Below are 20,242 nucleotides of genomic sequence, written 5' to 3' on the forward strand. Positions count from 1 at the left end.
ACAAGGCTATGGCGAATGGGCTCGATGACGTGGTGGCGGCGGAAACAATACTGTCGGACGTGGATGGTCTTGGCGGCCGTCTGACGATCCGGGGTCATTCGCTGCCGGAGTTGGCCGGCCGGTGGAACTATGCCCAGGTGGTTGGGCTGCTGCTCGATGGCTTCTTCGACGACCTTCCCGATGATGCGCAACTGACGCGGGCGCTGGGCCAGGCGCGTGCGGACGTGTTCGAACGGCTCTTGCTCACGCTGCCCTTGTTGGCACCGCTCGATGTCTACAGCGCCATGCGCGCCGGCATGGCGCTGCTGCCGGACGGCGACACCTTGACCGATGCCTTGCTGCTGATCGCGGCGCCCGCCGTGCTGACGCCGGCGCTGCTGCGCCTGCAGCGCGGCGAGCAGCCGATCGCGCCGGACAGCCGCGCCGATCATGCCGCCGACATATTGAAGATGCTGAGCGGCAACGCCGCCTCCCCAGCACTGGCGAAGGCGCTCGACACCTATCTCGTGACCGTCTGCGACCATGGTCTCAATGCATCGACCTTTGCGACTCGCGTGGTGGCCTCGACGCAGGCCGGCCTGACATCCTCCGTGCTGGCCGGGCTCGGCGCACTCAAGGGGCCGCTGCATGGCGGCGCGCCCGGTCCGGTGATCGAGATGCTGGATGCGATCCAGGCGCATGGCGATGCCGCCGGCTGGCTGCGCGACGAGATCGCGCAGGGCAGGCGCATCATGGGCTTCGGGCACCGCATCTATCGCGTGCGCGATCCGCGCGCCGATGTGCTGAAGGCCGTCGTGCGGCAACTCGGCGGCGAGGGCGAAACCGGCCGCCGGCTGGCATTCGCGGAGACAGTGGAGCAAGCCGCACTCGACGTGCTGCGGATCGCCAAGCCGTCGCGCTCGCTGCAGACCAATGTCGAGTTCTACACCGCGCTGCTGCTGGAGGCGGCGGGCTTTCCGCCACAAGCTTTCAGCAATGTCTTTGCCACCGGGCGCGTCGCCGGCTGGATCGCGCATGCGCGCGAGCAGCAGACGATCGGGCGGCTGATCCGCCCGCAGTCGCGCTATGTCGGGCCTGCGCCGGAGCTGGCTGCCTGAGGCTTATCGGCGCCTGGCGAGCGACCGGCGATCCAAACGATATCCTCCTGGTGAGCGGCCGTGTGGCCGCTTATGACGAAAATTTCATCTCGCCCACAAATCTGGCCGCTGTTATTGCGTCGTATTGAGCATATATGCTGCACTGCAACATAGATGCATTCTTGCCGTAACCAGAGGATTCCGCCCTTGGCCGCCAGAAAAACCGCAGTCATCACCGGCTCCACATCGGGCATTGGCCTGGCCATCGCCCAGGCGCTGGCGGCCGAAGGCCGCAACGTCGTCGTCAACTCTTTCTCCGACACGACCGCCGACCACGCCATGGCCGACGCGATTGCCAAACAGTATGGAGTGAAGACCGCCTACATCAAGGCCGATATGTCGAAACCGGCGGAATGCCGGGCGCTTGTCGCCAAGGCGGCCGAAACATTCGGTTCGGTCGATATCCTGGTCAACAATGCCGGCATCCAGCATGTCGCGCCGATGGAAGAGTTCCCGATCGAGAAATGGGACGCCATCATCGCCATCAACCTGTCGTCGGCATTCCACACCATTGCAGCCGCCATTCCGCTGATGAAAAATGCCGGCGGCGGGCGGATCGTCAACATCGCCTCGGCACACGGCCTGGTCGCGTCGCCGTTCAAGTCGGCCTATGTCTCGGCCAAGCACGGCATCATGGGATTGACGAAGACCGTCGCGCTCGAACTGGCGCGCGAAAAAATCACCTGCAACGCCATCTGCCCGGGCTATGTGCTGACGCCGCTGGTCGAGGCGCAGATCCCCGATCAGATGAAGGCCCATCAGATGGACCGCGAGACCGTCATCCGTGAGGTCATGCTGGACAAGCAGCCGACCAAGGAATTCGTCACGGTGGAGCAGATCGCGGCAGCGGCGGTGTTCCTGTGCTCGGTCGCGGCAGCGCAGATCAACGGCACCCATCTCTCGGTAGATGGCGGCTGGACCGCCGCGTGAGGCGCGAAATCTTCTCATCTACCCAAAACGAACCAAGGACGACGCCATGACCAAAAACGGCAAGGCGGAGGAGACGAAGAAGATAAACGTCGCACTTCAGGGCGGCGGCTCGCACGGGGCCTTTTCCTGGGGTGTGCTCGACCGGCTGCTGGAGGACGGCAGGCTGGAGATATCAGCAGTGTCCGGCACCAGCGCCGGCGCCATGAACGCGGTGGCGCTGGCCGACGGATATGTGCGCGGCGGTGTCGAGGGAGCGCGGCAAAAACTTGAGGATTTCTGGCGCGCGGTGGCGGCCAAGGGCCGGTTCAGCCCAGTGCAGCGCATGCCGTGGGATGTCGCCTGGGGCAACTGGTCGATCGAGAATACGCCTGGCTATGTCTTCTTCGACACCATGTCGCGGGTGTTCTCGCCTTACGTCGCCAATCCGCTCGGCCTTAACCCGCTGCGCGACGTGGTGGAGCAGGAGATCGATTTCGACAATGTCCGCGCCTGCAAGTCGATGGAACTGTTCATCTCGGCGACCAATGTCGAGACCGGACAGTTGCGCGTTTTTTCCGACGGCGAGATCGACCTCGACGTGGTGATGGCTTCGGCCTGTCTGCCGCAATTGTTCCGCGCCGTCGAGATCAAGGGCGTGCCCTACTGGGACGGCGGCTATGGCGGCAACCCGGCGCTCTATCCGTTCTTCAAGACCGCGGCGACCGAGGATGTGCTCCTGGTGCAGATCAATCCGGTGGTGCGGGAGGGAACGCCAAGGAGCGCCAACGAGATCCAGAACCGCATCGACGAGATCACCTTCAACGCCGGGCTGCTGCGAGAATTCCGCTCGATCGCCTTCGTCAAGGAACTGATCGCCGCCGGCCGTCTGCCACATGGCGAATATCGCGACATCCGCATGCACCGCATCGATGCCGACGAGGCGTTCAAGGACCTGTCGGCGTCGTCGAAGGTCAATGCCGAATGGGCGTTCCTGACCTATCTCAGAGATCTCGGCCGCACAGCCGCCAGCGACTGGCTGGAAGAGAATTACGACGCCGTCGGCAAGCGACCGACGCTCGATCTCTCCGGTGAACTCGATGACGGCTTCAAGCCGGTGCGCGGTCCGGCACCCGGCCGGCGGGTCAAGGAATTCCTCGCTGTGCGCAAAAATCCGGAGGTGGTTCGCCGTCGGGCCTGAACTGAAACCCGATACAGCTGGTTTCATCGAGCTTTCAAGGTTAGGTCGATCACCCTGATCAGGGCAGCGGCCGCCTGCCGCTGTCCCTCCGGATCTCTGATCCGCGCCTTCATGCCTTCCAACCCGTCGAGCAGCATGTCGGCGAGCAGTTGTGTCGACAGGCCCCTGGCCGCCAAGTCGACGCCGTTCCTGGCTGCCTCGCCCTGGATCGCGGCGGCAATATGTTCGCCAAGCCCGCCGCGCCAGCAGCCGACCAGATCGCCAAGGCTCGATTTCATATCCAGCAGTTCGGCGCCGTGCGGCGAGGCAACAACGGCGCCCATCATCGAGATGAACGCCTCGTCGATGGCGCGGATCATGCGCTCGATGAAAGGGCCATCGCCGGATAGGGCAATCTTTGCCGCCTCGACCGAGCGCGACAGGATCATCATGGCGATGGCGCGGAAAATGTCGGTCTTGTTCTTGAACAAGAGATAGAGCGCCGGGCGCGACATGTCTGCGGCGCGGGCGATGTCGTCCATGGTGGTGCGGGTGAAGCCATAGGCCAAAAACACCTTCATCGCGCCATCCAGGATACGGACGCGTTTGGGATCTGTGGCGGCGATGTCTTCGATCTGGTTCATGGAGCAATTCTATCCTGCAAAATCCTATTTGACAAAATGACGAAATTTGTCAATCTGTATTGGGCGAAACGGTCGAGAGGACGCTTCGCCCTTGGCAGTGGACGACAACAAAGGGTATCCCCATGCGCCTTACCGTCGACGGTCAGTCTTTCGATATCGATGCCGATCCTGACATGCCGCTGCTGTGGGCGCTGCGCGATCTCATTGGCAAGACCGGGCCGAAATTCGGCTGCGGTATCGCCGCCTGCGGCGCCTGCACGGTGCATGTGGACGGTCAGCCGGTGCGTTCCTGCTCACTCCCGGTTGGGCAGGTCAGTGGCGCTGTCACGACCATTGAAGGCATCGGCACAGCAGGCAGACTGCATGCGGTGCAGCAGGTATGGCTGGAGGAACAGGTCGCGCAATGCGGCTACTGCCAGCCCGGCCAGATCATGAGCGCGGTGGCGCTGATCGACGAAGTCGCCAACCCAAGCGACGCCGATATCGACAACGCCATGGGCGGCAATCTCTGCCGCTGCGGCACCTATCCCAAAATCCGCTCGGCCATCAAGAAGGCCGCGGCGCTCAAGACGGCGGGGCTCTGACCATGGCCAGTGTCGGAAAGATCGCCCGCCGCACGTTTCTGATCGGCGCTGCCGCCGTCGCGGGCGGCGTTGCCGTCGGCTACTACTATTATCGCAAGCCTTTTCCGAACCCGCTCGAGGCCGAGCTCGGCAAGGGCGAGGCGACCTTCAACCCCTATGTGAAGATCGGCGCCGACAACACCATCACCATCGTCGCGCCGCGGGCCGAGATGGGGCAAGGCATTTCGACGACGCTCGCCGTCATGGTCGCCGAAGAACTCAATGTGAGCCTCGACCGGGTCAAGGTCGAGCACGGCCCCGCCTCCCATGCCTATTACAACGCCGCGATCCTCGAAGAGGGCGGTCCGTTCGCCTTCTTCGACGAGAGCATGACCGCGCAGGCGGTGCGCTCGGGTCTCGGTGTGGTCGGCAAGTTCCTTGCCCTGCAGGGCACCGGTGGTTCGGCTTCGACACGCGACGGTTTTGACAAGATGCGGCAAGCGGGTGCAGTCGCCCGGCAGATGCTGATCGCGGCTGCGGCGCAAAAACTCGGTGTCGCCGCCGCCGATCTGGAAACGGCCGACGGTTCGATCCTGCACAAAGCGTCCGGCAAGTCGCTGACCTATGGCGCGGTCGCAGCGGCCGCCGCCGCGATGGCGCCGCCGGCCGAAGTCAGGCTCAAGGACCGGGCCGACTGGAAACTGCTGGGAAAGCCGCAAAAGCGCATCGACATGCTGGCCAAGGTGACCGGGGCGCCGATCTTCGGCATCGATGTCAGGCTGCCGGACATGGTCTACGGCACGGTCAAGATGAGCCCGCGCTTCTGGTCGGCGCCGATCAAGGCGGACCTCTCGAAAGCCGAGAAAATGCCCGGTGTGATCAAGATCGTGCCGCTGGAGACGAATTACGGCCATGGCTTCGGCATCATCGCCGACAACACATGGGCGGCATTCAAGGCGGCCGAGGCGATCGATGCCCAGTGGTCCGATCCCGAATACCCGCTCAGCAGCGCCGCTATTTCAGATGTCCTGAAGCAGGCGCTCGGCACCAAGGGGTCGGTGATGCGCGACAATGGCGACGTCGACACCGCCTTTGCCGACGCGCCGCGTGAAAGGATCGTCGAGGCCGACTATGCGGTGCCCTATCTGGCGCATGCGACGATGGAGCCGATGAACGCCACGGCGCATCTCAGGGACGGCGCGCTCGACATCTGGTGCGGCAACCAGGCGCCGACCCTGGTGCGGCAGCTTTGCGCCAACGCGGTCGGCATCGAGCAGGACAAGATCACTGTGCACACCACCTTCATGGGCGGCGGTTTCGGCCGGCGCGTCGAGGTTGACTACGCGCTGTGCGCCGCGCTGATGGCGAAGGAGACGGGCGGGCGCCCGATCAAGGTGACCTGGACGCGTGAAGAAGACATGCGCCACGACGCCTACCGGCCGGCCGCTATCGGCAAGTTCCAGGCGCGGCTCGGCGACGATGGCATGCCGGTCGCCGTCGACATGAGGATGGCCTCGCCATCGGTGATTGCCGGCATGCTGCGCCGGCTGTTTCCTTCGATATCGCCGCTCGGTCCCGACAAGAGCATCGTCGACGGTGCCTATGACCAGCCCTACACCATTCCGAACTACCGGGTCAGCGGTATCGCGGCGCCGGTCTCCATCCCTGTCGGCTCCTGGCGCTCGGTCGGCAGTTCGGTCAACGGCTTCTTCCATGAGGGTTTCATGGACGAGATCGCCATTGCCGGAAAAATCGATCCGGTCGAGATGCGCAAGAGACTGATGGCCGCTTATCCCTCGGCGGTGAAGGTGGTGGAGAAAGTCGCCGCGATGGCGAAATGGGGCGAGGCGCTGCCCGCCGGCAAGGCCAGGGGTATCGCCTTCACGCTGTCCTTCGGCAGTTGGGTCGGCGAGATCGTCCAGGTGGCGGACACGCCGGCCGGCATCCGCATCGAGAAGGTGTGGATCGCCGCCGATGTCGGCACCGCGCTCGATCCCGGCATCATCGAGGCGCAGCTGATTTCGGCCGCCATCTACGGACTCTCCGCAGCTATGGGTCAGGAAATCACCTTCGCCGACGGCATGGTCGAACAGTCGAACTTCCACGATTTCGACGCCATGCGGATCTTCCAGTGCCCGGTCTTCGAAGTCGCCATCCTGGAAAACTTCCACAAGATGGGCGGCGTCGGCGAGGTCGGCACACCGCCGGCGGCTCCGGCGCTCGCCAACGCCATCTTCGCGCTCACCGGAAAGCGCGTCCGCACGCTGCCGCTGTCGAAAACGGTGGCCTTCGCATGAAGAAGCTCCTCATCATGCTGACGCCTGCTGCCATGCTCGTGCTCGCAGCGCCGTTTGCGATCGCGCAAGAGAGCCAGATGCCGGCGCCGGCGACCGTCGACGCGGCGAAAGGCCTGTCCGAATGGGACAAGGTCTATGCGGTGTTCTCGCATCCGCGCTGCGCCGACTGTCATGTCGCGGACGAGCGGCCGCGCTGGTCGGGTGCGCATTACGGCGGTACGCGCGTTCACGCCTTCAATGTCCAGCGGGGTGCTGACGGGTCGGGCTTCGGCAATCCGGGCCTGCGCTGCACGACTTGCCATTTCGCCAGCAATTCCAAGGCATTGCACGGTCCGCCCGGGGCCGAGAACTGGCATCTGGCGCCAGCCGAGATGGCCTGGTTCGGCAAATCCTCGGCCGAAATCTGCGCCCAGATCAAGGATCCCCTGCGCAACGGCAACCGTAGCTTGAAGGATATCGCGCTGCATGTTCGCGACGACAGATTGGTCGCCTGGGGCTGGGCGCCAGGATCGGGTCGTGAACCAGCCCCGGGCTCCGCCGAAGCAACCTATCAAGCGATCGAAAACTGGGCAGCGGCCGGCGCATCTTGTCCGCCGGCGCAATGATCTTGCAACTTTCAGACTATATTGCGGTGCAACTTTGATGTAGAAGCGCGCTTCGCCGATCACGGCAAATTGAACACGGCTCGGCGCGCACCCATATCGGCGACGCGCCCGCGTTATGAGGACGCTGGCCGAACCCGCAGTGGAAAAAACGACGATGAGAATCAGGTTTCACAAGCTTGCAGCCGTTGTTGTGCTCATTGGTTTCGCGGCGTGGATGGCGACAGGCGAGTTTTCGTCGGTCGGCAGCGTAGCCGCCAACAAAGCCAAGGCAGCCGAAGCCGAACAGGCCAAGGCGCCGGACGCAAGCAAGCCGAAGACGGCGGAAGCCGAGCCTAAGGCACCGCTGCGCACCGTCGCGGTGGTGACGCCGCCACGCAAGACCTATGCACGCGCCATCCGCATTTCCGGGCTGACCGAAGCCGACAAGCGGGCGGTGCTGGCGACGCGCGTCGCCGGTGTCATCGACAAGCTACCTGTCAAGCAAGGCGATCACGTCAAGACGGGGGATCTGGTGCTGATGCTTGCGGCGGAAGAAAAGATCTCGATGGTCGACAACGCCAAGCAGTTGGTGGTGCAGCGCCAGGCCGAGCTGGACGCAGCCTTGCGGCTGATGAAGACCGGCAATCTGCCGAAGCTGCAGCTCGACACCGCGCGCTCGAACCTGACCTCGGCGCAGTCGCTGCTGGAAACGGCACAGGCCGAACTCGACCGCAACGAGGTGAAGGCGCCTTTCGACGGCGTTATCGACCGGGTGCCGGTGGAACTTGGCAGTTCCGTCATGCAAGGCGGCGAGGTGGCAACCATCCTCAAGCTCGATCCGGTGATTGCCCGTGGCGAAGTCAGCGAGCGCGATCTCGGCTATCTCAAGCTCGGCGACAAGGCCACCATACGGCTGGTCAGCGGCCAGACGGTCGAAGGCACCGTGCGCTACATCAGCCGCGACGCCTCGTCGGCGACCCGCACCTTCCGCGTCGAGGTTGCCGTCCCCAATGCCGACGGCTCCGTGCCGGCCGGCATGACGGCGGAAATCGCGCTCAACGCACAGCCGACCGACGCGGTGCTGCTGCCGCGCTCGGTTGTGACGCTCGGCGACAAGGGCGACCTCGGCATCCGTGCCGTCGGCAAGGACAACAAGGTGGCGTTCTTCCCGATCGACCTCGTTGACGACACGCCGACCGGCCTCGTCCTCGGCGGCATACCGGCCGACGCCCGCATCATCGTCGCCGGCCAGGAACTGGTGAAGGAAGGCGATCTGGTCAATCCGGTCGAGGCCGACCAGGCGATCATCAAGAAGCTGCTCGGCGAGGCGACGACCGGCACCCAGTAGCGTAGCACAAGTCGCGACGGACTAGCCCTGGGCGGGGACAATCGGCTGCGACGCAGCTCGTGGAAATTCAAGAACAGGCGTTAGCCATGGATATCGTCAGACTCGCAATCAACAATGCCCGCCTGACCATTTCGGTCCTCGTCTTCCTTCTGCTGGCGGGCTGGGTCGCCTATCAGGCGACGCCAAAGGAAGCGGAGCCCGACGTTCCGATTCCGATGATGTATGTCAGCCTGATCTATCAGGGCATTTCGCCCGAGGATTCGGAGCGGCTTCTGCTGCGGCCGATGGAAAGCAAGCTGAAAAGCCTGAAGGGCCTCAAGGAGATGCGTTCGGCCGCCTTCCAGGGCGGCGGCTACGTGCTGGTCGAATTCCAGCCGCAGACCAATCTGGCCACCGCGCTGCAGGACACGCGCAGCAAGGTGCAGGACGCCAAGGCCGACCTGCCGCAGGCGGCGGAAGAACCCGTCGTTACCGAAGTCAACATTTCCGAATTTCCCGTGCTCGTCGTCACGCTCTCGGGAAATCTGCCCGAACGCGTGCTGACCGCCGCCGCGCGCGAACTACGCGACCGTATCGAGGAGGTTCCCGGTGTTCTCGAAGGCTCGCTGCAGGGTGCGCGCGACGATCTCGTCGAGGTCGTCATCGATCCGATGAAGCTGTCTTCCTATGGATTGCAGCTCGATCAGTTGATCGGTGCGGTCGGCAACTCCAACAGCCTGGTCGCCGCCGGCAATATCGAAGGCTCGGAGGGCAAATACGCCGTCAAGGTGCCGTCGCTGATCGAAACGCCGGAGGATGTCGCCGCACTGCCTGTGGTCGCCGGCCCCAATGCCGTGGTGCAGGCCAAGGACATCGCGACGATCCGTTCGACCTTCAAGGATGCCGAGACGGTGACCCGTCTCAACGGCAAGCCGGCCATCGCCATCGAAGTCAAGAAGCGCATCGGCTCCAACCTGATCGACACCATCGCCAAGGTGCGAACGGTGTCCGACGAGTTCGTCAAGTCGATGCCCGAGGGCATGAACGTCACCTACACGCAGGACAAGTCGGTCTTCGTCAACCAGCTGCTCGGCGACCTGCAGAACCATGTGATGATCGCCGTCATCCTGGTGTTCATCGTCATCCTCTACGCGCTGTCCGGCCGCGCCTCGCTGCTCATCGGGCTTGCGATTCCGTCGTCGTTCCTGATCGGCATCCTGCTGCTGGCGATGATGGGCTACACGATCAACATGATCGTGCTGTTCAGCCTGATCCTGGCCGTCGGCATGCTGGTCGACGACGCCATCATCGTCACCGAGTTCGCCGAACGGCGGATGAGCGAAGGCATGCCGAAGGAGGAAGCCTTCGCGCTCGCAGCCAAGCGCATGGCCGGTCCGGTCATCGCCGCGACGATGACGCGCATCGCCGCCTTCTCACCGCTGCTGTTCTGGCCGGGCATCATCGGCGACTTCATGAAGTACATGCCGATCACGCTGATCGTCACGCTATCGGCCTCGATGCTCTATGCGCTTGTCTTCGCGCCGACGCTGGGTGCGATCTTCGCCAAGGCGCCGCCGCATCATGAGGATGACAATCGCGACGGCTGGTACATGGCGATCGTCAAGCAGGCGGTGCGCTTCCCCATCACCGTGCTGGTGCTGACCGTCGCGCTCTTGTTCGGCGTCGGCTTTGCCTATTCGAAATACGGCGCCGGCGTCGAGTTCTTCCCGAATGTCGAACCGGATTACGGCCTGCTCTACGTGCATGCGCGCGGCAATCTTTCGCTGGCCGAAATGGATACCGCGACCAAGATCGCGGAAGACAGGCTGCTCGGCTGGCCGGGCGTGAAGTCGGTCTACACCCGCGTCGGCAAGACGCAAGGCGGCGGCCAGGATATCCCCGAAGACGTCGTCGGCGTCATCCAGTACGAATTCATCGACTGGCGCGAGCGCAAGGCGGCGAACCACATCCTGGACGATCTGCGCGGCGTCATGGCCGGCATTCCCGGCGTCGATGTCGAGGTGCGCGTGCCGGAAGCCGGTCCGCCGACCGGCAAGCCGATCCAGATCAGGCTTTCGGCCGTCGACCCCAAGGGGCTCGACGACAAGGCCCGTGAGGTTGCGGCGCGCATCGGCAAGGTGCCCGGCGTCATTGATATTTCCGACGGCCTGCCGCCGCCCGGTGTCGACTGGGCGCTCGAGGTCGACCGTGCCAAGGCGGCGCAGTACGGCATCAGCCCAACCTCGGTCGGGACGGTGGTGCAACTGGTGACCAACGGGCTGAAGCTCTCGGAATACCGGCCTGCCGGAGCCGACGACGCGGTCGACATAAGGCTGCGGCTGCCCGAAGACCGGCGCACGCTGTCGACGCTCGACGAACTCAGGGTGCAGACCTCACAAGGCTCGGTGCCGATCTCGAACTTCGTCGTGCGCAAGCCCGAGCCGACGGTCGGCATCCTCAACCGCATCGACGGCGCGCGTACGGTGGTCGTCCAGGCCAACGTCGCCGCCGGCGCTCAGGTCGCGGCTGTGCAGGAGCAGGTCACCAAAGCCGTCTCCGACATGGATCTCGGCAGCGGCATCCGCTGGAAGCTGGCCGGCTCGAACGAGGACAGCGCCGAAGCCAGCGCCTTTCTTAGCAAGGCCTTCGGGGCGGCGATCTTCCTGATCTTCCTGGTGCTCTTGGCGCAGTTCAACAAGTTCACCAGCGTCTGGCTGGTGCTGTCCTGCGTGGTCATGGCGACGATCGGCGTGTTCCTCGGCCTGCTGATAACAGGCGAGACGTTCGGCATCGTCATGTCGGGCATCGGCGTCATCGCTCTGGCCGGCGTGGTGGTGAACAACAACATCGTGCTGATCGACACCTATGACCGGCTGCGTGAAGAAGGCTGGGACAAGGTCGAGGCGGTGCTGCAGACTTGCCGCGAGCGCGCCCGTCCGGTGGTGCTGACGGCTGTTTCGGCCATTCTCGGCGTGCTGCCGATCGCCTTCGGCCTCGGGTTGGAAATCTTCCATCACGAGACGACGATCAACGCGCCGTCGACGCAATGGTGGATTTCGCTGTCCTCGGCGATCGTCTTCGGCCTGTCCTTCGCCACCGTGCTGACGCTGGTGGTGACGCCGTCGATGCTGATCGTGTTCACCCGCGCCAAGGTCAAGCCGGGCGCACGGCGCGGTTGGTTCAGCCGGCTGTTCCGGCGTGGCAAGGGCGAGATTTCCTCGACCGATGCGCAGGGGCAGGATACCGGAGCCGAGCCGGATATCGCCTTTCCGAAAGCCGCCGAATAGACCAATGCCGATTTGACCGCAAAAGGCCGCCCGGAACAACCGGGCGGCCTTTTGCATTGTTCTTGGGCGAAACGTCGAATTGCGGGGTTCTCATGCCGATCACCACCATCGTCATCATCGTCCTGGTCCTTATCCTCATCGGCGCGGTGCCGGCCTGGCCACATTCGCGCTCCTGGGGCTATGGGCCCTCGGGTATTGTCGGCGTGGTGCTGGTGGTGCTTATGGTGCTGCTGTTGATGGGACGGCTCTGAGGCGCCCTCTCAGTCCGCGGAGATTGTCAATGTGCGGAGGAGCATCGCCCGCCATCGCGGACGTCAGGCAGCTTTCGCAACGCCGGTCACGGTGGCAATGCCGATATCCCCGAGAGCTTCAGTGACGGCCTGATCCAGCGGCGTGTGCGGGATCGCGCCGATGATGCCTTCCAGCCTTGCCGACGCCAGTTGGTGCGGTTCGAAGCGCAGATAGGACATCGACACGATCTCACGCCACATCGCCACGAACGGGCTACCGGCGCGCAGCACCCACCAGGCCATCGAGGTCATCTTGAGCGGACGCCCAAGCGCCTTCTCTGCGGCTGCCTTGATCTCCAGGTCGGTGACGGGATGGCCGGGGAAGTTGAAGGCTTCATAAGCGCCGAGCTTGTCCAGGTTCTGCGCCAGTCCGACGAAAGCCCTGGCCAGATCCGGTAGGTAGGCCCATTCATGTACGAGGTCGACCGGGCCGGGCGCCGTATAGATACCCTTGTTGATCTTGGCAGCGACGACCAAGTCGAACCACGAGCCGCTGCCGGTGCCGCCGAAGAAGTCGCCGGCCCGCAAAATGATGGTGCGGACGCGGCGTGCTTCGGCCTCGCGGTGAAACAGGTCCTCCATGGCGACGCGGATGCGCCCCTTGTCGGTCGTCGGGCGGAACGGCGTGTCTTCCGTGATCACCTCCGGCATCGGCGATCCGTAATTGTATACGGTCCCGGGAAAGAGATGCAGTGCGTTGTTGGCATGGCAAGCGGTCATGACATTCTCGGCGATCGGCAGGCACTTGACCCATTCGGTGTAGATCGGGTTGAGGCCGTTGAAGATGATGTCGACACCTTCCGTGGCGCGGATCAGCGCTTCCCGGTCGAGCGCGTCACCGGCAACGGCCGTAGCGCCTTCAAGCTCAGTTGGCAGTTTGCCGTTGCGGGTGACGGCGCGGACCTCGTAGCCCGCGTCGATGAAGGCCTTGGCGACCACGCGGCCGAGCCGGCCATTGGCACCGAGAATTGCGATACTGGTCATTGGAAGCACTCCTGGGTTGGGATTTGCGTGGTCGGTCTGGACGCGCGATCGGGATCAGCGACAAGCGCGATCGAGATCAGCGGTTGCCGAAGAGGTCGCGGTTGCTGCCTTGCGTGACCGGCTGCCGGACGGCCGCATCCGGGTTGTGGATCGAAGCGGTGGTCGTGTTGTCGGTGCTGGTGACAGCCGGCTGGCTGGCGTCGTTCGAGCCAAACTTGTCGCTGCCGGCAAAGGCGGCGCTGACGGAAATGAGGATGGCGGCGGTGGTGAGAGCGATCTTGGTCATCTGAGTTCTCCTGGTTGGTGTTTGCAGTCCGTGTTGGTGTCTGCAGCCGGAATATGGTCGCTCCGAACGCGAATGGAAATTGACTACATATGGCGTTCTGATATTCATAAATGAATGACAGAAATCGACTGGAACCTGATCAAGAGCTTTGTCGCCGTGGCGGAATCCGGCAGCCTGTCGGCCGCCGCGCGAAAGCTTTCGGCCAGCCAGCCGACGCTTGGCCGTCACATCGGCGAGTTGGAACGGGCACTCGGCGTCACACTGTTCCGTCGAGGACGGCACGGTTACGAACTGACGGAGGCCGGCAGCACGCTGTTCGAACGCGGCAAGGCGGTCAGCGAGCAGGCAAGCGCCTTCTCACTCCTGGCGCTGGGTTCGGTCGAGGCCATCGAAGGCACGGTGCGCATCGCCGCCAGCGAGGTGGTGGCGGCCTATGTCCTGCCTGAGATGACGATGCGGCTGGGGATCGAGGAGCCCGGCATCGAGGTCGAGATCGTTGCTTCCAACCAGGTCGAGAACCTGCTGCGTCGAGATGCCGACATCGCCATCCGCATGGTCAAGCCGGCGCAGAACGAGCTGATGGCACGCAGGGTCTGCGATATCGAGCTCTGCGCCTGCGCGGCCAAATCCTATCTCGACAGGCGCGGCCGTCCGCTGAAGCCTGCCGATCTTGTCGGCCACGACCTGGTCGGCTTCGACCGCGGCGACGAGATCATCAGGGGCTTTACCCAGTATGGCATCCCCGTCACCCGGAGCAGCTTCCGCTTCAGGGCCGACAACCAGATCGTTTTGTGGGAAGCGGTGCGGGCGGGAAACGGCATCGGCCTTGGTCAGGAGCCGCTGGCCGACAGGGATCCTTTGATAGAGAAGGTTCTGCCAGATCTGCCGCTGCCAGTTCTGCCGGTGTGGCTGGCGATGCATCGCGACGTGCGTACCAGCGTGCGCATCCGCCGGGTGGTGGATTTTCTCCACGAGGAGCTGAAACGCTATTCGGCGGGTGCTGGCGCGAATTCGGCGCGGTGAGCGAGCCCGGCCATCAGCAACACGATGATCAGCAGTCCCGACATGGTGATGAAGATCGGGCCGAAGCTGGAATGCTCGGCAACGAAGCCGATCGCCGACGGCGCCACCAGTATGCCGCAGTATCCGATAGTGGTGACCACGCTCATGCCGGTGCCAGAAGACATGCCTTCCTGGTTGCCGCCAGCCGAAAAGATGATCGGCACCATATTGGCGATGCCGAAGCCGCAAAAGGCAAAGGCTGCAATGGCGAGCCAGGGCGAGGGCGCCAGGCCAGCCACCAGCATGCCGACCGCGGCTACGAGGGCCGACACGCGCAGCGTCGTCACCGCGCCGAAGCGATTGCGTATGCCGTCGCCGAAGAACCGCGTAACCGCCATGACGCCCGAAAATCCGGCGTAGGCGAGGCCGGCAACGGCAAGATCGGCGCCGAGCTCCTGGCGCAGATACAGGGCTGCCCAGTCGAGCACCGCGCCTTCGGAGATCATCGCCAGCAGCGCCATCAGTCCGATCAGATAAACCAGCGGGTTTGCCGGCAGTGCGAATTTGTGGTGCTCGGCTGCCTGCGGGCCGTCTTCGGTGAGGAGATGGCGAACGGCCACCGCGATCACCGCGAAGGCAAACACCGTTACCGCCGCCGCGTGGGCGAGGTGGCCGTAGTGCTGGATGGCAAAGCCGCCGAGGCCGCCGCCGGCGAAGCCGCCGAGACTCCAGAAGCCGTGCGAGGACGACATGACGGCGCGGGAGAGCCGCCGTTCGACCACCACGGCATTGGCATTCATGGCAACGTCCATGCCACCGATCGAGCCGCCGAAGACGATCATGGCCGCGGCCGCCAGCGGTACGTTGGGCGCCAGCGCCACGACCATCAGACCGAGGCTGCCGCACAGGGCGAACCAGCGCAGTACGGTGCGCGAGCCATGTCTGGAAATCAAATGGCCGCACCAGGTCATCGCGACGACGGCACCGACGCCGAATAAGAGTATCAGCAGACCGAGCGTGAACTTCGAGATCTCCAGCCGGGTCAGGAACACCGGAATCTGCGGCGCCCAGCTGCCCGTCAGGAAGCCGTTGGCCAGGAAAATGGCCGCGAGCGCCCATCGTCCGCGAATGGCAGTCAGCTTGGCAGTTGACGCGTTCATGAGGCGAATCCCGCTGAAAATGGCTTCGCGCGGCAAATTAGATCGATTCAATTTTCAGTCAAGGCTCTTTCGGGAAGCATTTTGGGCCAACATAGCCTTAAGCGATCGCGGGGACGACGGCGTCAATGGTCCTGGGGGCGCCTTGCCTCGAATTCGGCCTTCTTGGCGTCGGAGGCCTCGGTCTGGTTCAGCGTCTGCCATTCCCCATAAGGCATGCCGTAGACGATCTCGCGCGACTGATCCTTGGTGAGATCGACGCCCTCGGCATTGGCTGCCTCCCGATACCAGTTCGACAGGCAGTTGCGGCAGAAGCCGGCGAGGTTCATCAGGTCGATGTTCTGCACATCGTTGCGCTCGCGCAGATGCTCGACCAGCCGGCGGAAGGCGGCCGCCTCGAAATCGCGTTGCTGCTCGTCGCTGAGTTCGTTCATCGAAACCTCCGTCATAGCGGCCCGGTGCGCGAGCCGAACATCTTCACCACATGTATATCGGGACGGCGGTCTATCGCGTCAACGATCGGCGCCAGCCGTTCGGCCCAGGCGAGCGCGCCCTTCTGGTCCGATATCAGATCCTGTCGGATCTCGATCAGCGCATGGGCGAAGCCGTTGACGATGGCGTGCTTGTACATGGTGTCGCCGCGCAGCGCGCCGTCATAGGGTTCGTTGTCGCCGACGACGAGGTTCTTGTCCTGCGCCAGCATGTCTATCAACGGCCGCGCCACGCGGTCGTCGAGGTCCCACAGGATGCCGACGTGCCAAGGACGCTGGATTCCTTGCATGGCAGGGGTGAAGGAATGCACCGAAAAGATGAAGGGCGCCTGGGCGGAAGCCTGTGCGACCGAGGCGATCATGGCGCCGACGGCGTCGTGATAGGGTCGGTAGAACCCGTCGAGCCGCCTCTCGCGCTCCTCGGCAGCGATGGGGTAGTTCCCAGGTACGACAGTGCCGTCATAAAGCTGGCGAATGAGCGTTGGGTCGTCTTCGCCGCGGTTGGGATCGATCAGCAGCCGCGAAAAATTGGCAAGCACCGCCGGCACGCCGAGCAGGGCAGCCAGTTCGCGCGTCACCGCCTCGACGCCGATGTCATAGGCGATGTGGCGGTCGAACTCGGCTGAGGGCAGGCCGAGGCTGCCGTAGTCGTCGGGCAGGTCGCGACGGGCATGATCGCCCAACAGCACGATGCCTCGCCTGCGATCGCCCTCCATGATGTCGAAAGGCGCGAAAACTGTGGATCGGGTCATTGGCGGGAAATGGTCTGTTCGCTGGCTTCCGGGGAGGGTGCTATCGTCATTCCACGAAGACGACGCTTGCGCAATGCCGTTGTTTGGCCAAGGTTTCCCCGGAAATCTGGCACAAGTCGGCGAATTGTGCGCCGGAGCCTTTCTAAATCGATTGGAATTGGACAAAACGGTGCGTTGACATGCGCCCGGACTTTTCCGAAAAGGGGCGCAGAGAGATGCTGATGTGGTTTTTGAGGGGTTTTCGGATGAGTTCCGCCGGCGGGCAGCGCATGCGCTCTGCCTTTGCCATGCCGCTCCTCACTCTTGCCATAGGCCTGTCGGCGATGGTCGTGGCTTCGCCGGCGCGTGCCGATTTCCGCGTCTGCAACGCCACGCAGAACCTGGTCGGTGTCGGCATCGGCTATCGCGCCAAGGCCGGCTGGATCACCGAAGGCTGGTGGCACATCGAGGGATCGAGTTGCAAGACGCTGATCGAAGGGCCGCTGTCATCAAGGTTTTACTATCTTTATGCAGAAGACGCCGAACGCGGTGGACGCTGGGACGGCCCGATCAACATGTGCGTGGCTGAAAAAGAGTTCAAGATCGCCGGCGTGACCGACTGCGTCGCCCGGGGCTTCCAGCGCGCCGGATTCCAGGAATATGACACGGGCGAACAGGCAAGCTGGATGGTCCAGCTGACCGATGAGTCCACAACGGGAGGCGCTCCAGCCGCCCCGGGAACAAACAGTCAATGAGACGTAGCCGCAAGGTCAAGATCATAGCCACCATCGGTCCGGCCTCCTCGTCGGAGGAGATGCTGAAGAAACTGTTCGAAGCGGGCGCCGATGTGTTCCGCATCAATATGAGCCATACCGACCATGAACTGATGCGCACGCTGGTCGGACGCATCCGCGCTGTCGAGGAAGCGGTTGGCCGGCCGATCGGCATCCTGGCCGATCTGCAAGGGCCAAAGTTGCGCGTCGGCAAATTCGCCAACGGCAAGGAAGTGCTGACGCAAGGCCAGACCTTCACCCTCGACGACAATCCAGAGCCTGGCACCTCGACCAGGGTCTATCTGCCGCATCCGGAAATTCTGAGCTCGGTCGAAGCCGGCCATCGCCTGCTGATCGACGATGGCAAGCTCGAGCTGAAGGCGGTGAAGAGCGACGGCAAGTCGATCGTCTGCACCGTCGTCGCCGGCACCACCATTTCCGACAAGAAGGGCGTCAGCCTGCCCGACACCGACCTCCCGGTCGGCGCGCTGACCGAGAAGGATCGCAAGGACCTCGATGCCGTGCTGGCCACGGGCGTCGACTGGGTGGCGCTGTCCTTCGTGCAGCGGCCGGAGGATCTGGCCGAAGCGCGCAAGATCGCACGCGGCCGGGCGCTGATCATGGCCAAGATCGAAAAGCCGCAGGCCGTCGCCCGGCTGGCCGAGATCATCGAATTGTCCGACGCGCTGATGGTCGCCCGCGGCGATCTCGGCGTCGAGATGCCCCTCGAGGCGGTGCCCGGCATCCAGAAGCAGATCACGCGCGCCGCACGCCGCGCCGGCAAGCCGGTGGTGGTTGCAACGCAGATGCTGGAATCGATGATCACGGCACCGGTGCCGACCCGCGCCGAGGTGTCCGATGTTTCGATCGCCGTCTTCGAAGGCGCCGATGCCATCATGCTGTCGGCGGAATCGGCGGCGGGTGCCTATCCCGTCGAGGCCGTGGCAATGATGAACCGTATCGCCACCAAGGTCGAAACCGATCCGACCTATGCCGGCATCATCAACGCCCAGCGCTCCGAGCCGGAGGCGACCGGTGCCGACGCCATTTCGCTGGCCGCGCGCGAGATCGCCGAAACGCTGAAGCTGGCGGCGATCATCACCTACACCGCATCAGGCACCACAGGCCTGCGCGCCGCCCGCGAGCGGCCGCAAGTGCCTGTTATCGCGCTGTCGCCGATCCTCAACACGGCGCGGCGGCTGTCGCTTTTGTGGGGCACGCATTGCGTCGTCTCACCCGACGCCGTCGACCTCGACGACATGGTCAATCGCGCCTGCCGCATCGCCTTCGACGAAGGCTTCGGCAAGCCGGGCGACCGCGTCATCATCACCGCGGGCGTACCGTTGCGGACACCGGGTTCGACCAACATGCTGCGCATCGCCTATATCGGATCGGACACACAAGTCAGCCGCTAGATTCCTAAAGCGTGTCGCCTCTGAACGGATTCAGGCGATCCGCTTTAGGTCGGCGCGAGTTCGGCCTGCGGTACCTTGATATCGGCGCATCTGCCGGCGCCGTAGGCGTCGCCGGCGATGCGCGCCTCCACGGTCCTGGCCATCGCCTGCAGGTCTATACTCTTCCCGGCGACCTTCTCGATGGCGCCGACGGTCAGGTCGGGCGCGATCCAGTCTGGCTTGTGACCGAGATTGTGCACCCAGACGAGTTCGGCACCGGCAATGTCGCGCGCCAGGCCGACCGAATGGATATGTGCATAGACCACCTTGTCGCGATCGCCTGAAATGACCACGGTTGGCGCCTTGATCTCGTTGTAGCGCGGTGCGGCGCCGAGGGCATAGCGATAGAGCCCGGCGACATCGGTGGCGTTGGCACGAAAGGCTGTTGGTCGCAGCACCAGCGGGATAGAGGCCGAGCTGAGATAATTGTCCGGCACCTTGTTGGGCGAAAAGACGCAGGTGGTGGCGTCAGCCATCTGCAGTGCACCGGCCGGATAGGTCAGCATCTCGGAAAACAACCAACCGAGCACCGGCATGGTGGTCAGATTGTAGTACCAGGCGGTTGCGCCGCCCGGCCATGGGTGGGTCGCCGGTGCGAGGAAGACCAGCCCGAGCGTCTTGTCGGGATGCTCCCGGCCAAAGGCCGATGTCACCACGCCGCCGAAGGAGTGGCCGACGATGATAGCCTTCTTAATGCCGAGATGGTCCATCAGTGCGGCAATGGTGTTGGCCTGCGCCGACGGGTTCTCGTTGTTGGTGCCGCGACCCGACCAGCCATGGCCGGGCCGGTCGAAGAACAACATTTCGGCGCGGCCTTCGAGCAAGGGGCGCAGCGGCAGCATCTGGTCCCTGAGGTTGGCGCTGGCGCCGTGGATGAAGACGATCGGCGGCAGCTCGGCATTGGCGGGTGCCGGAACATGGACATAATGGATGCGGGCGCCGTCGATTTCGGCGAACTCGCCGATCGGCGGATTGCGGCGCTCGATCAGCCATGATCCGACGCGGGTGACGCCGACAAAGCCGAAGACAAGCGCCATCAGGAAGGCAAGGGCGGCGTAGATCAGGTTCATGGGGGGAGATACGGAGGTGGAGGGGGATGAGTTGTAGGGGAGTAGGGGAGTAGGGGAGTAGGGGAGTAGGGGAGTAGGGG

The 20,242-nt window shown here is 63.9% G+C and carries 19 protein-coding genes; 12 read left to right on the forward strand and 7 right to left on the reverse strand.

Annotated elements, in window-relative coordinates; translation table 11 throughout:
- The first annotated feature begins 8 nt into the window (after positions 1-8).
- The 3 genes from NKJ04_RS26680 to NKJ04_RS26690 all read left to right on the forward strand — a co-directional run bounded on the left by NKJ04_RS26680 (position 9) and on the right by NKJ04_RS26690 (position 3,243).
- Entirely contained in the window at positions 9-1,097 is a 1,089-nt protein-coding gene (locus NKJ04_RS26680; RefSeq protein WP_352678132.1) for a citrate synthase/methylcitrate synthase, read from the forward strand.
- 153 nt (positions 1,098-1,250) lie between these two features.
- Positions 1,251-2,066, forward strand: a complete 816-nt coding sequence (locus NKJ04_RS26685; RefSeq protein WP_502897972.1) for a 3-hydroxybutyrate dehydrogenase — start codon at positions 1,251-1,253, stop codon at positions 2,064-2,066.
- 46 nt (positions 2,067-2,112) lie between these two features.
- Complete coding sequence (locus tag NKJ04_RS26690) at positions 2,113-3,243, forward strand: patatin-like phospholipase family protein (RefSeq protein WP_128305526.1); 1,131 nt, start codon at positions 2,113-2,115, stop codon at positions 3,241-3,243.
- A gap of 23 nt (positions 3,244-3,266) precedes the next feature.
- Here the strand turns inward: NKJ04_RS26690 and NKJ04_RS26695 are convergent, their stop codons facing one another.
- The gene (locus tag NKJ04_RS26695) at positions 3,267-3,866 is read right to left on the reverse strand and encodes a TetR/AcrR family transcriptional regulator (protein ID WP_128305527.1); all 600 of its coding nucleotides are present in this window, start codon (positions 3,864-3,866) and stop codon (positions 3,267-3,269) included.
- A gap of 122 nt (positions 3,867-3,988) precedes the next feature.
- Here NKJ04_RS26695 and NKJ04_RS26700 point away from each other — a divergent pair, with 122 nt between their 5' ends.
- The 6 genes from NKJ04_RS26700 (at position 3,989) to NKJ04_RS26725 (ending at position 12,175) form a co-directional block, all read left to right on the forward strand.
- Positions 3,989-4,450, forward strand: coding sequence for a (2Fe-2S)-binding protein (locus NKJ04_RS26700; protein ID WP_352678136.1), 462 nt, complete (start codon positions 3,989-3,991; stop codon positions 4,448-4,450).
- 2 nt (positions 4,451-4,452) lie between these two features.
- On the forward strand, positions 4,453-6,726 hold the full coding sequence (locus NKJ04_RS26705) for a xanthine dehydrogenase family protein molybdopterin-binding subunit (RefSeq protein ID WP_352678139.1): 2,274 nt from the start codon (positions 4,453-4,455) through the stop codon (positions 6,724-6,726).
- Entirely contained in the window at positions 6,723-7,331 is a 609-nt protein-coding gene (locus NKJ04_RS26710; protein WP_128305530.1) for a hypothetical protein, read from the forward strand. The genes NKJ04_RS26705 and NKJ04_RS26710 overlap by 4 nt, the downstream gene beginning before the upstream one ends.
- Positions 7,332-7,485: 154 nt before the next feature.
- The gene (locus tag NKJ04_RS26715) at positions 7,486-8,658 is read left to right on the forward strand and encodes an efflux RND transporter periplasmic adaptor subunit (protein WP_031213157.1); all 1,173 of its coding nucleotides are present in this window, start codon (positions 7,486-7,488) and stop codon (positions 8,656-8,658) included.
- 86 nt (positions 8,659-8,744) lie between these two features.
- Entirely contained in the window at positions 8,745-11,924 is a 3,180-nt protein-coding gene (locus NKJ04_RS26720; RefSeq protein WP_128305531.1) for an efflux RND transporter permease subunit, read from the forward strand.
- 92 nt (positions 11,925-12,016) lie between these two features.
- On the forward strand, positions 12,017-12,175 hold the full coding sequence (locus NKJ04_RS26725) for a DUF3309 family protein (protein ID WP_023810914.1): 159 nt from the start codon (positions 12,017-12,019) through the stop codon (positions 12,173-12,175).
- 63 nt (positions 12,176-12,238) lie between these two features.
- Here the strand turns inward: NKJ04_RS26725 and NKJ04_RS26730 are convergent, their stop codons facing one another.
- On the reverse strand, positions 12,239-13,198 hold the full coding sequence (locus tag NKJ04_RS26730) for an SDR family oxidoreductase (protein ID WP_128305532.1): 960 nt from the start codon (positions 13,196-13,198) through the stop codon (positions 12,239-12,241).
- Positions 13,199-13,274: 76 nt separating this feature from the next.
- Complete coding sequence (locus tag NKJ04_RS26735; protein WP_128305533.1) at positions 13,275-13,484, reverse strand: DUF680 domain-containing protein; 210 nt, start codon at positions 13,482-13,484, stop codon at positions 13,275-13,277.
- 114 nt (positions 13,485-13,598) lie between these two features.
- On the opposite strand from NKJ04_RS26735, the gene NKJ04_RS26740 reads away from it, so the two are divergent.
- Complete coding sequence (locus tag NKJ04_RS26740; protein ID WP_128305534.1) at positions 13,599-14,507, forward strand: LysR family transcriptional regulator; 909 nt, start codon at positions 13,599-13,601, stop codon at positions 14,505-14,507.
- On the opposite strand, the gene NKJ04_RS26745 is transcribed toward NKJ04_RS26740, so the two are convergent.
- From NKJ04_RS26745 to NKJ04_RS26755, 3 genes are all read right to left on the reverse strand, one after another.
- Positions 14,471-15,646, reverse strand: coding sequence for an MFS transporter (locus NKJ04_RS26745; RefSeq protein WP_352678144.1), 1,176 nt, complete (start codon positions 15,644-15,646; stop codon positions 14,471-14,473). The genes NKJ04_RS26740 and NKJ04_RS26745 overlap by 37 nt on opposite strands.
- Before the next feature lie 122 nt (positions 15,647-15,768).
- A complete protein-coding gene (locus NKJ04_RS26750; protein ID WP_352678147.1) occupies positions 15,769-16,077 on the reverse strand; it encodes a DUF1244 domain-containing protein in 309 nt (102 codons plus the stop codon).
- An 11-nt stretch (positions 16,078-16,088) separates the two neighbouring features.
- Positions 16,089-16,886, reverse strand: coding sequence for an N-formylglutamate amidohydrolase (locus tag NKJ04_RS26755; RefSeq protein ID WP_352678149.1), 798 nt, complete (start codon positions 16,884-16,886; stop codon positions 16,089-16,091).
- A gap of 245 nt (positions 16,887-17,131) precedes the next feature.
- Here NKJ04_RS26755 and NKJ04_RS26760 point away from each other — a divergent pair, with 245 nt between their 5' ends.
- Positions 17,132-17,620, forward strand: a complete 489-nt coding sequence (locus tag NKJ04_RS26760; RefSeq protein ID WP_127260459.1) for a DUF1036 domain-containing protein — start codon at positions 17,132-17,134, stop codon at positions 17,618-17,620.
- Positions 17,617-19,053 carry a pyruvate kinase gene (gene pyk / locus NKJ04_RS26765; protein ID WP_352678152.1) on the forward strand — a complete coding sequence of 479 codons (1,437 nt, stop codon included), beginning with the start codon at positions 17,617-17,619 and terminating at the stop codon, positions 19,051-19,053. Before NKJ04_RS26760 ends, pyk begins: the two co-directional genes overlap by 4 nt.
- Before the next feature lie 44 nt (positions 19,054-19,097).
- On the opposite strand, the gene NKJ04_RS26770 is transcribed toward pyk, so the two are convergent.
- Positions 19,098-20,162 (reverse strand): alpha/beta fold hydrolase, encoded by a 1,065-nt coding sequence (locus tag NKJ04_RS26770; RefSeq protein WP_352678163.1) that lies wholly within the window; start codon positions 20,160-20,162, stop codon positions 19,098-19,100.
- Between the last annotated feature and the right edge of the window lie 80 nt (positions 20,163-20,242).

The organism is Mesorhizobium sp. M0618 (assembly GCF_040320765.1).
Taxonomy (GTDB): domain Bacteria; phylum Pseudomonadota; class Alphaproteobacteria; order Rhizobiales; family Rhizobiaceae; genus Mesorhizobium.

Excerpts from the sequence above, each read along its gene's own strand:
- NKJ04_RS26680 (WP_352678132.1), top strand. The coding sequence starts at position 9 with ATGGCGAATGGGCTCGATGACGTGGTGGCGGCGGAAACAATACTGTCG.
- NKJ04_RS26685 (WP_502897972.1), top strand. The coding sequence starts at position 1,251 with ATGCATTCTTGCCGTAACCAGAGGATTCCGCCCTTGGCCGCCAGAAAA.
- NKJ04_RS26690 (WP_128305526.1), top strand. The coding sequence starts at position 2,113 with ATGACCAAAAACGGCAAGGCGGAGGAGACGAAGAAGATAAACGTCGCA.
- NKJ04_RS26695 (WP_128305527.1), bottom strand. The coding sequence starts at position 3,866 with ATGAACCAGATCGAAGACATCGCCGCCACAGATCCCAAACGCGTCCGT.
- NKJ04_RS26700 (WP_352678136.1), top strand. The coding sequence starts at position 3,989 with ATGCGCCTTACCGTCGACGGTCAGTCTTTCGATATCGATGCCGATCCT.
- NKJ04_RS26705 (WP_352678139.1), top strand. The coding sequence starts at position 4,453 with ATGGCCAGTGTCGGAAAGATCGCCCGCCGCACGTTTCTGATCGGCGCT.
- NKJ04_RS26710 (WP_128305530.1), top strand. The coding sequence starts at position 6,723 with ATGAAGAAGCTCCTCATCATGCTGACGCCTGCTGCCATGCTCGTGCTC.
- NKJ04_RS26715 (WP_031213157.1), top strand. The coding sequence starts at position 7,486 with ATGAGAATCAGGTTTCACAAGCTTGCAGCCGTTGTTGTGCTCATTGGT.
- NKJ04_RS26720 (WP_128305531.1), top strand. The coding sequence starts at position 8,745 with ATGGATATCGTCAGACTCGCAATCAACAATGCCCGCCTGACCATTTCG.
- NKJ04_RS26725 (WP_023810914.1), top strand. The coding sequence starts at position 12,017 with ATGCCGATCACCACCATCGTCATCATCGTCCTGGTCCTTATCCTCATC.
- NKJ04_RS26730 (WP_128305532.1), bottom strand. The coding sequence starts at position 13,198 with ATGACCAGTATCGCAATTCTCGGTGCCAATGGCCGGCTCGGCCGCGTG.
- NKJ04_RS26735 (WP_128305533.1), bottom strand. The coding sequence starts at position 13,484 with ATGACCAAGATCGCTCTCACCACCGCCGCCATCCTCATTTCCGTCAGC.
- NKJ04_RS26740 (WP_128305534.1), top strand. The coding sequence starts at position 13,599 with ATGACAGAAATCGACTGGAACCTGATCAAGAGCTTTGTCGCCGTGGCG.
- NKJ04_RS26745 (WP_352678144.1), bottom strand. The coding sequence starts at position 15,646 with ATGAACGCGTCAACTGCCAAGCTGACTGCCATTCGCGGACGATGGGCG.
- NKJ04_RS26750 (WP_352678147.1), bottom strand. The coding sequence starts at position 16,077 with ATGAACGAACTCAGCGACGAGCAGCAACGCGATTTCGAGGCGGCCGCC.
- NKJ04_RS26755 (WP_352678149.1), bottom strand. The coding sequence starts at position 16,886 with ATGACCCGATCCACAGTTTTCGCGCCTTTCGACATCATGGAGGGCGAT.
- NKJ04_RS26760 (WP_127260459.1), top strand. The coding sequence starts at position 17,132 with ATGAGTTCCGCCGGCGGGCAGCGCATGCGCTCTGCCTTTGCCATGCCG.
- pyk (WP_352678152.1), top strand. The coding sequence starts at position 17,617 with ATGAGACGTAGCCGCAAGGTCAAGATCATAGCCACCATCGGTCCGGCC.
- NKJ04_RS26770 (WP_352678163.1), bottom strand. The coding sequence starts at position 20,162 with ATGAACCTGATCTACGCCGCCCTTGCCTTCCTGATGGCGCTTGTCTTC.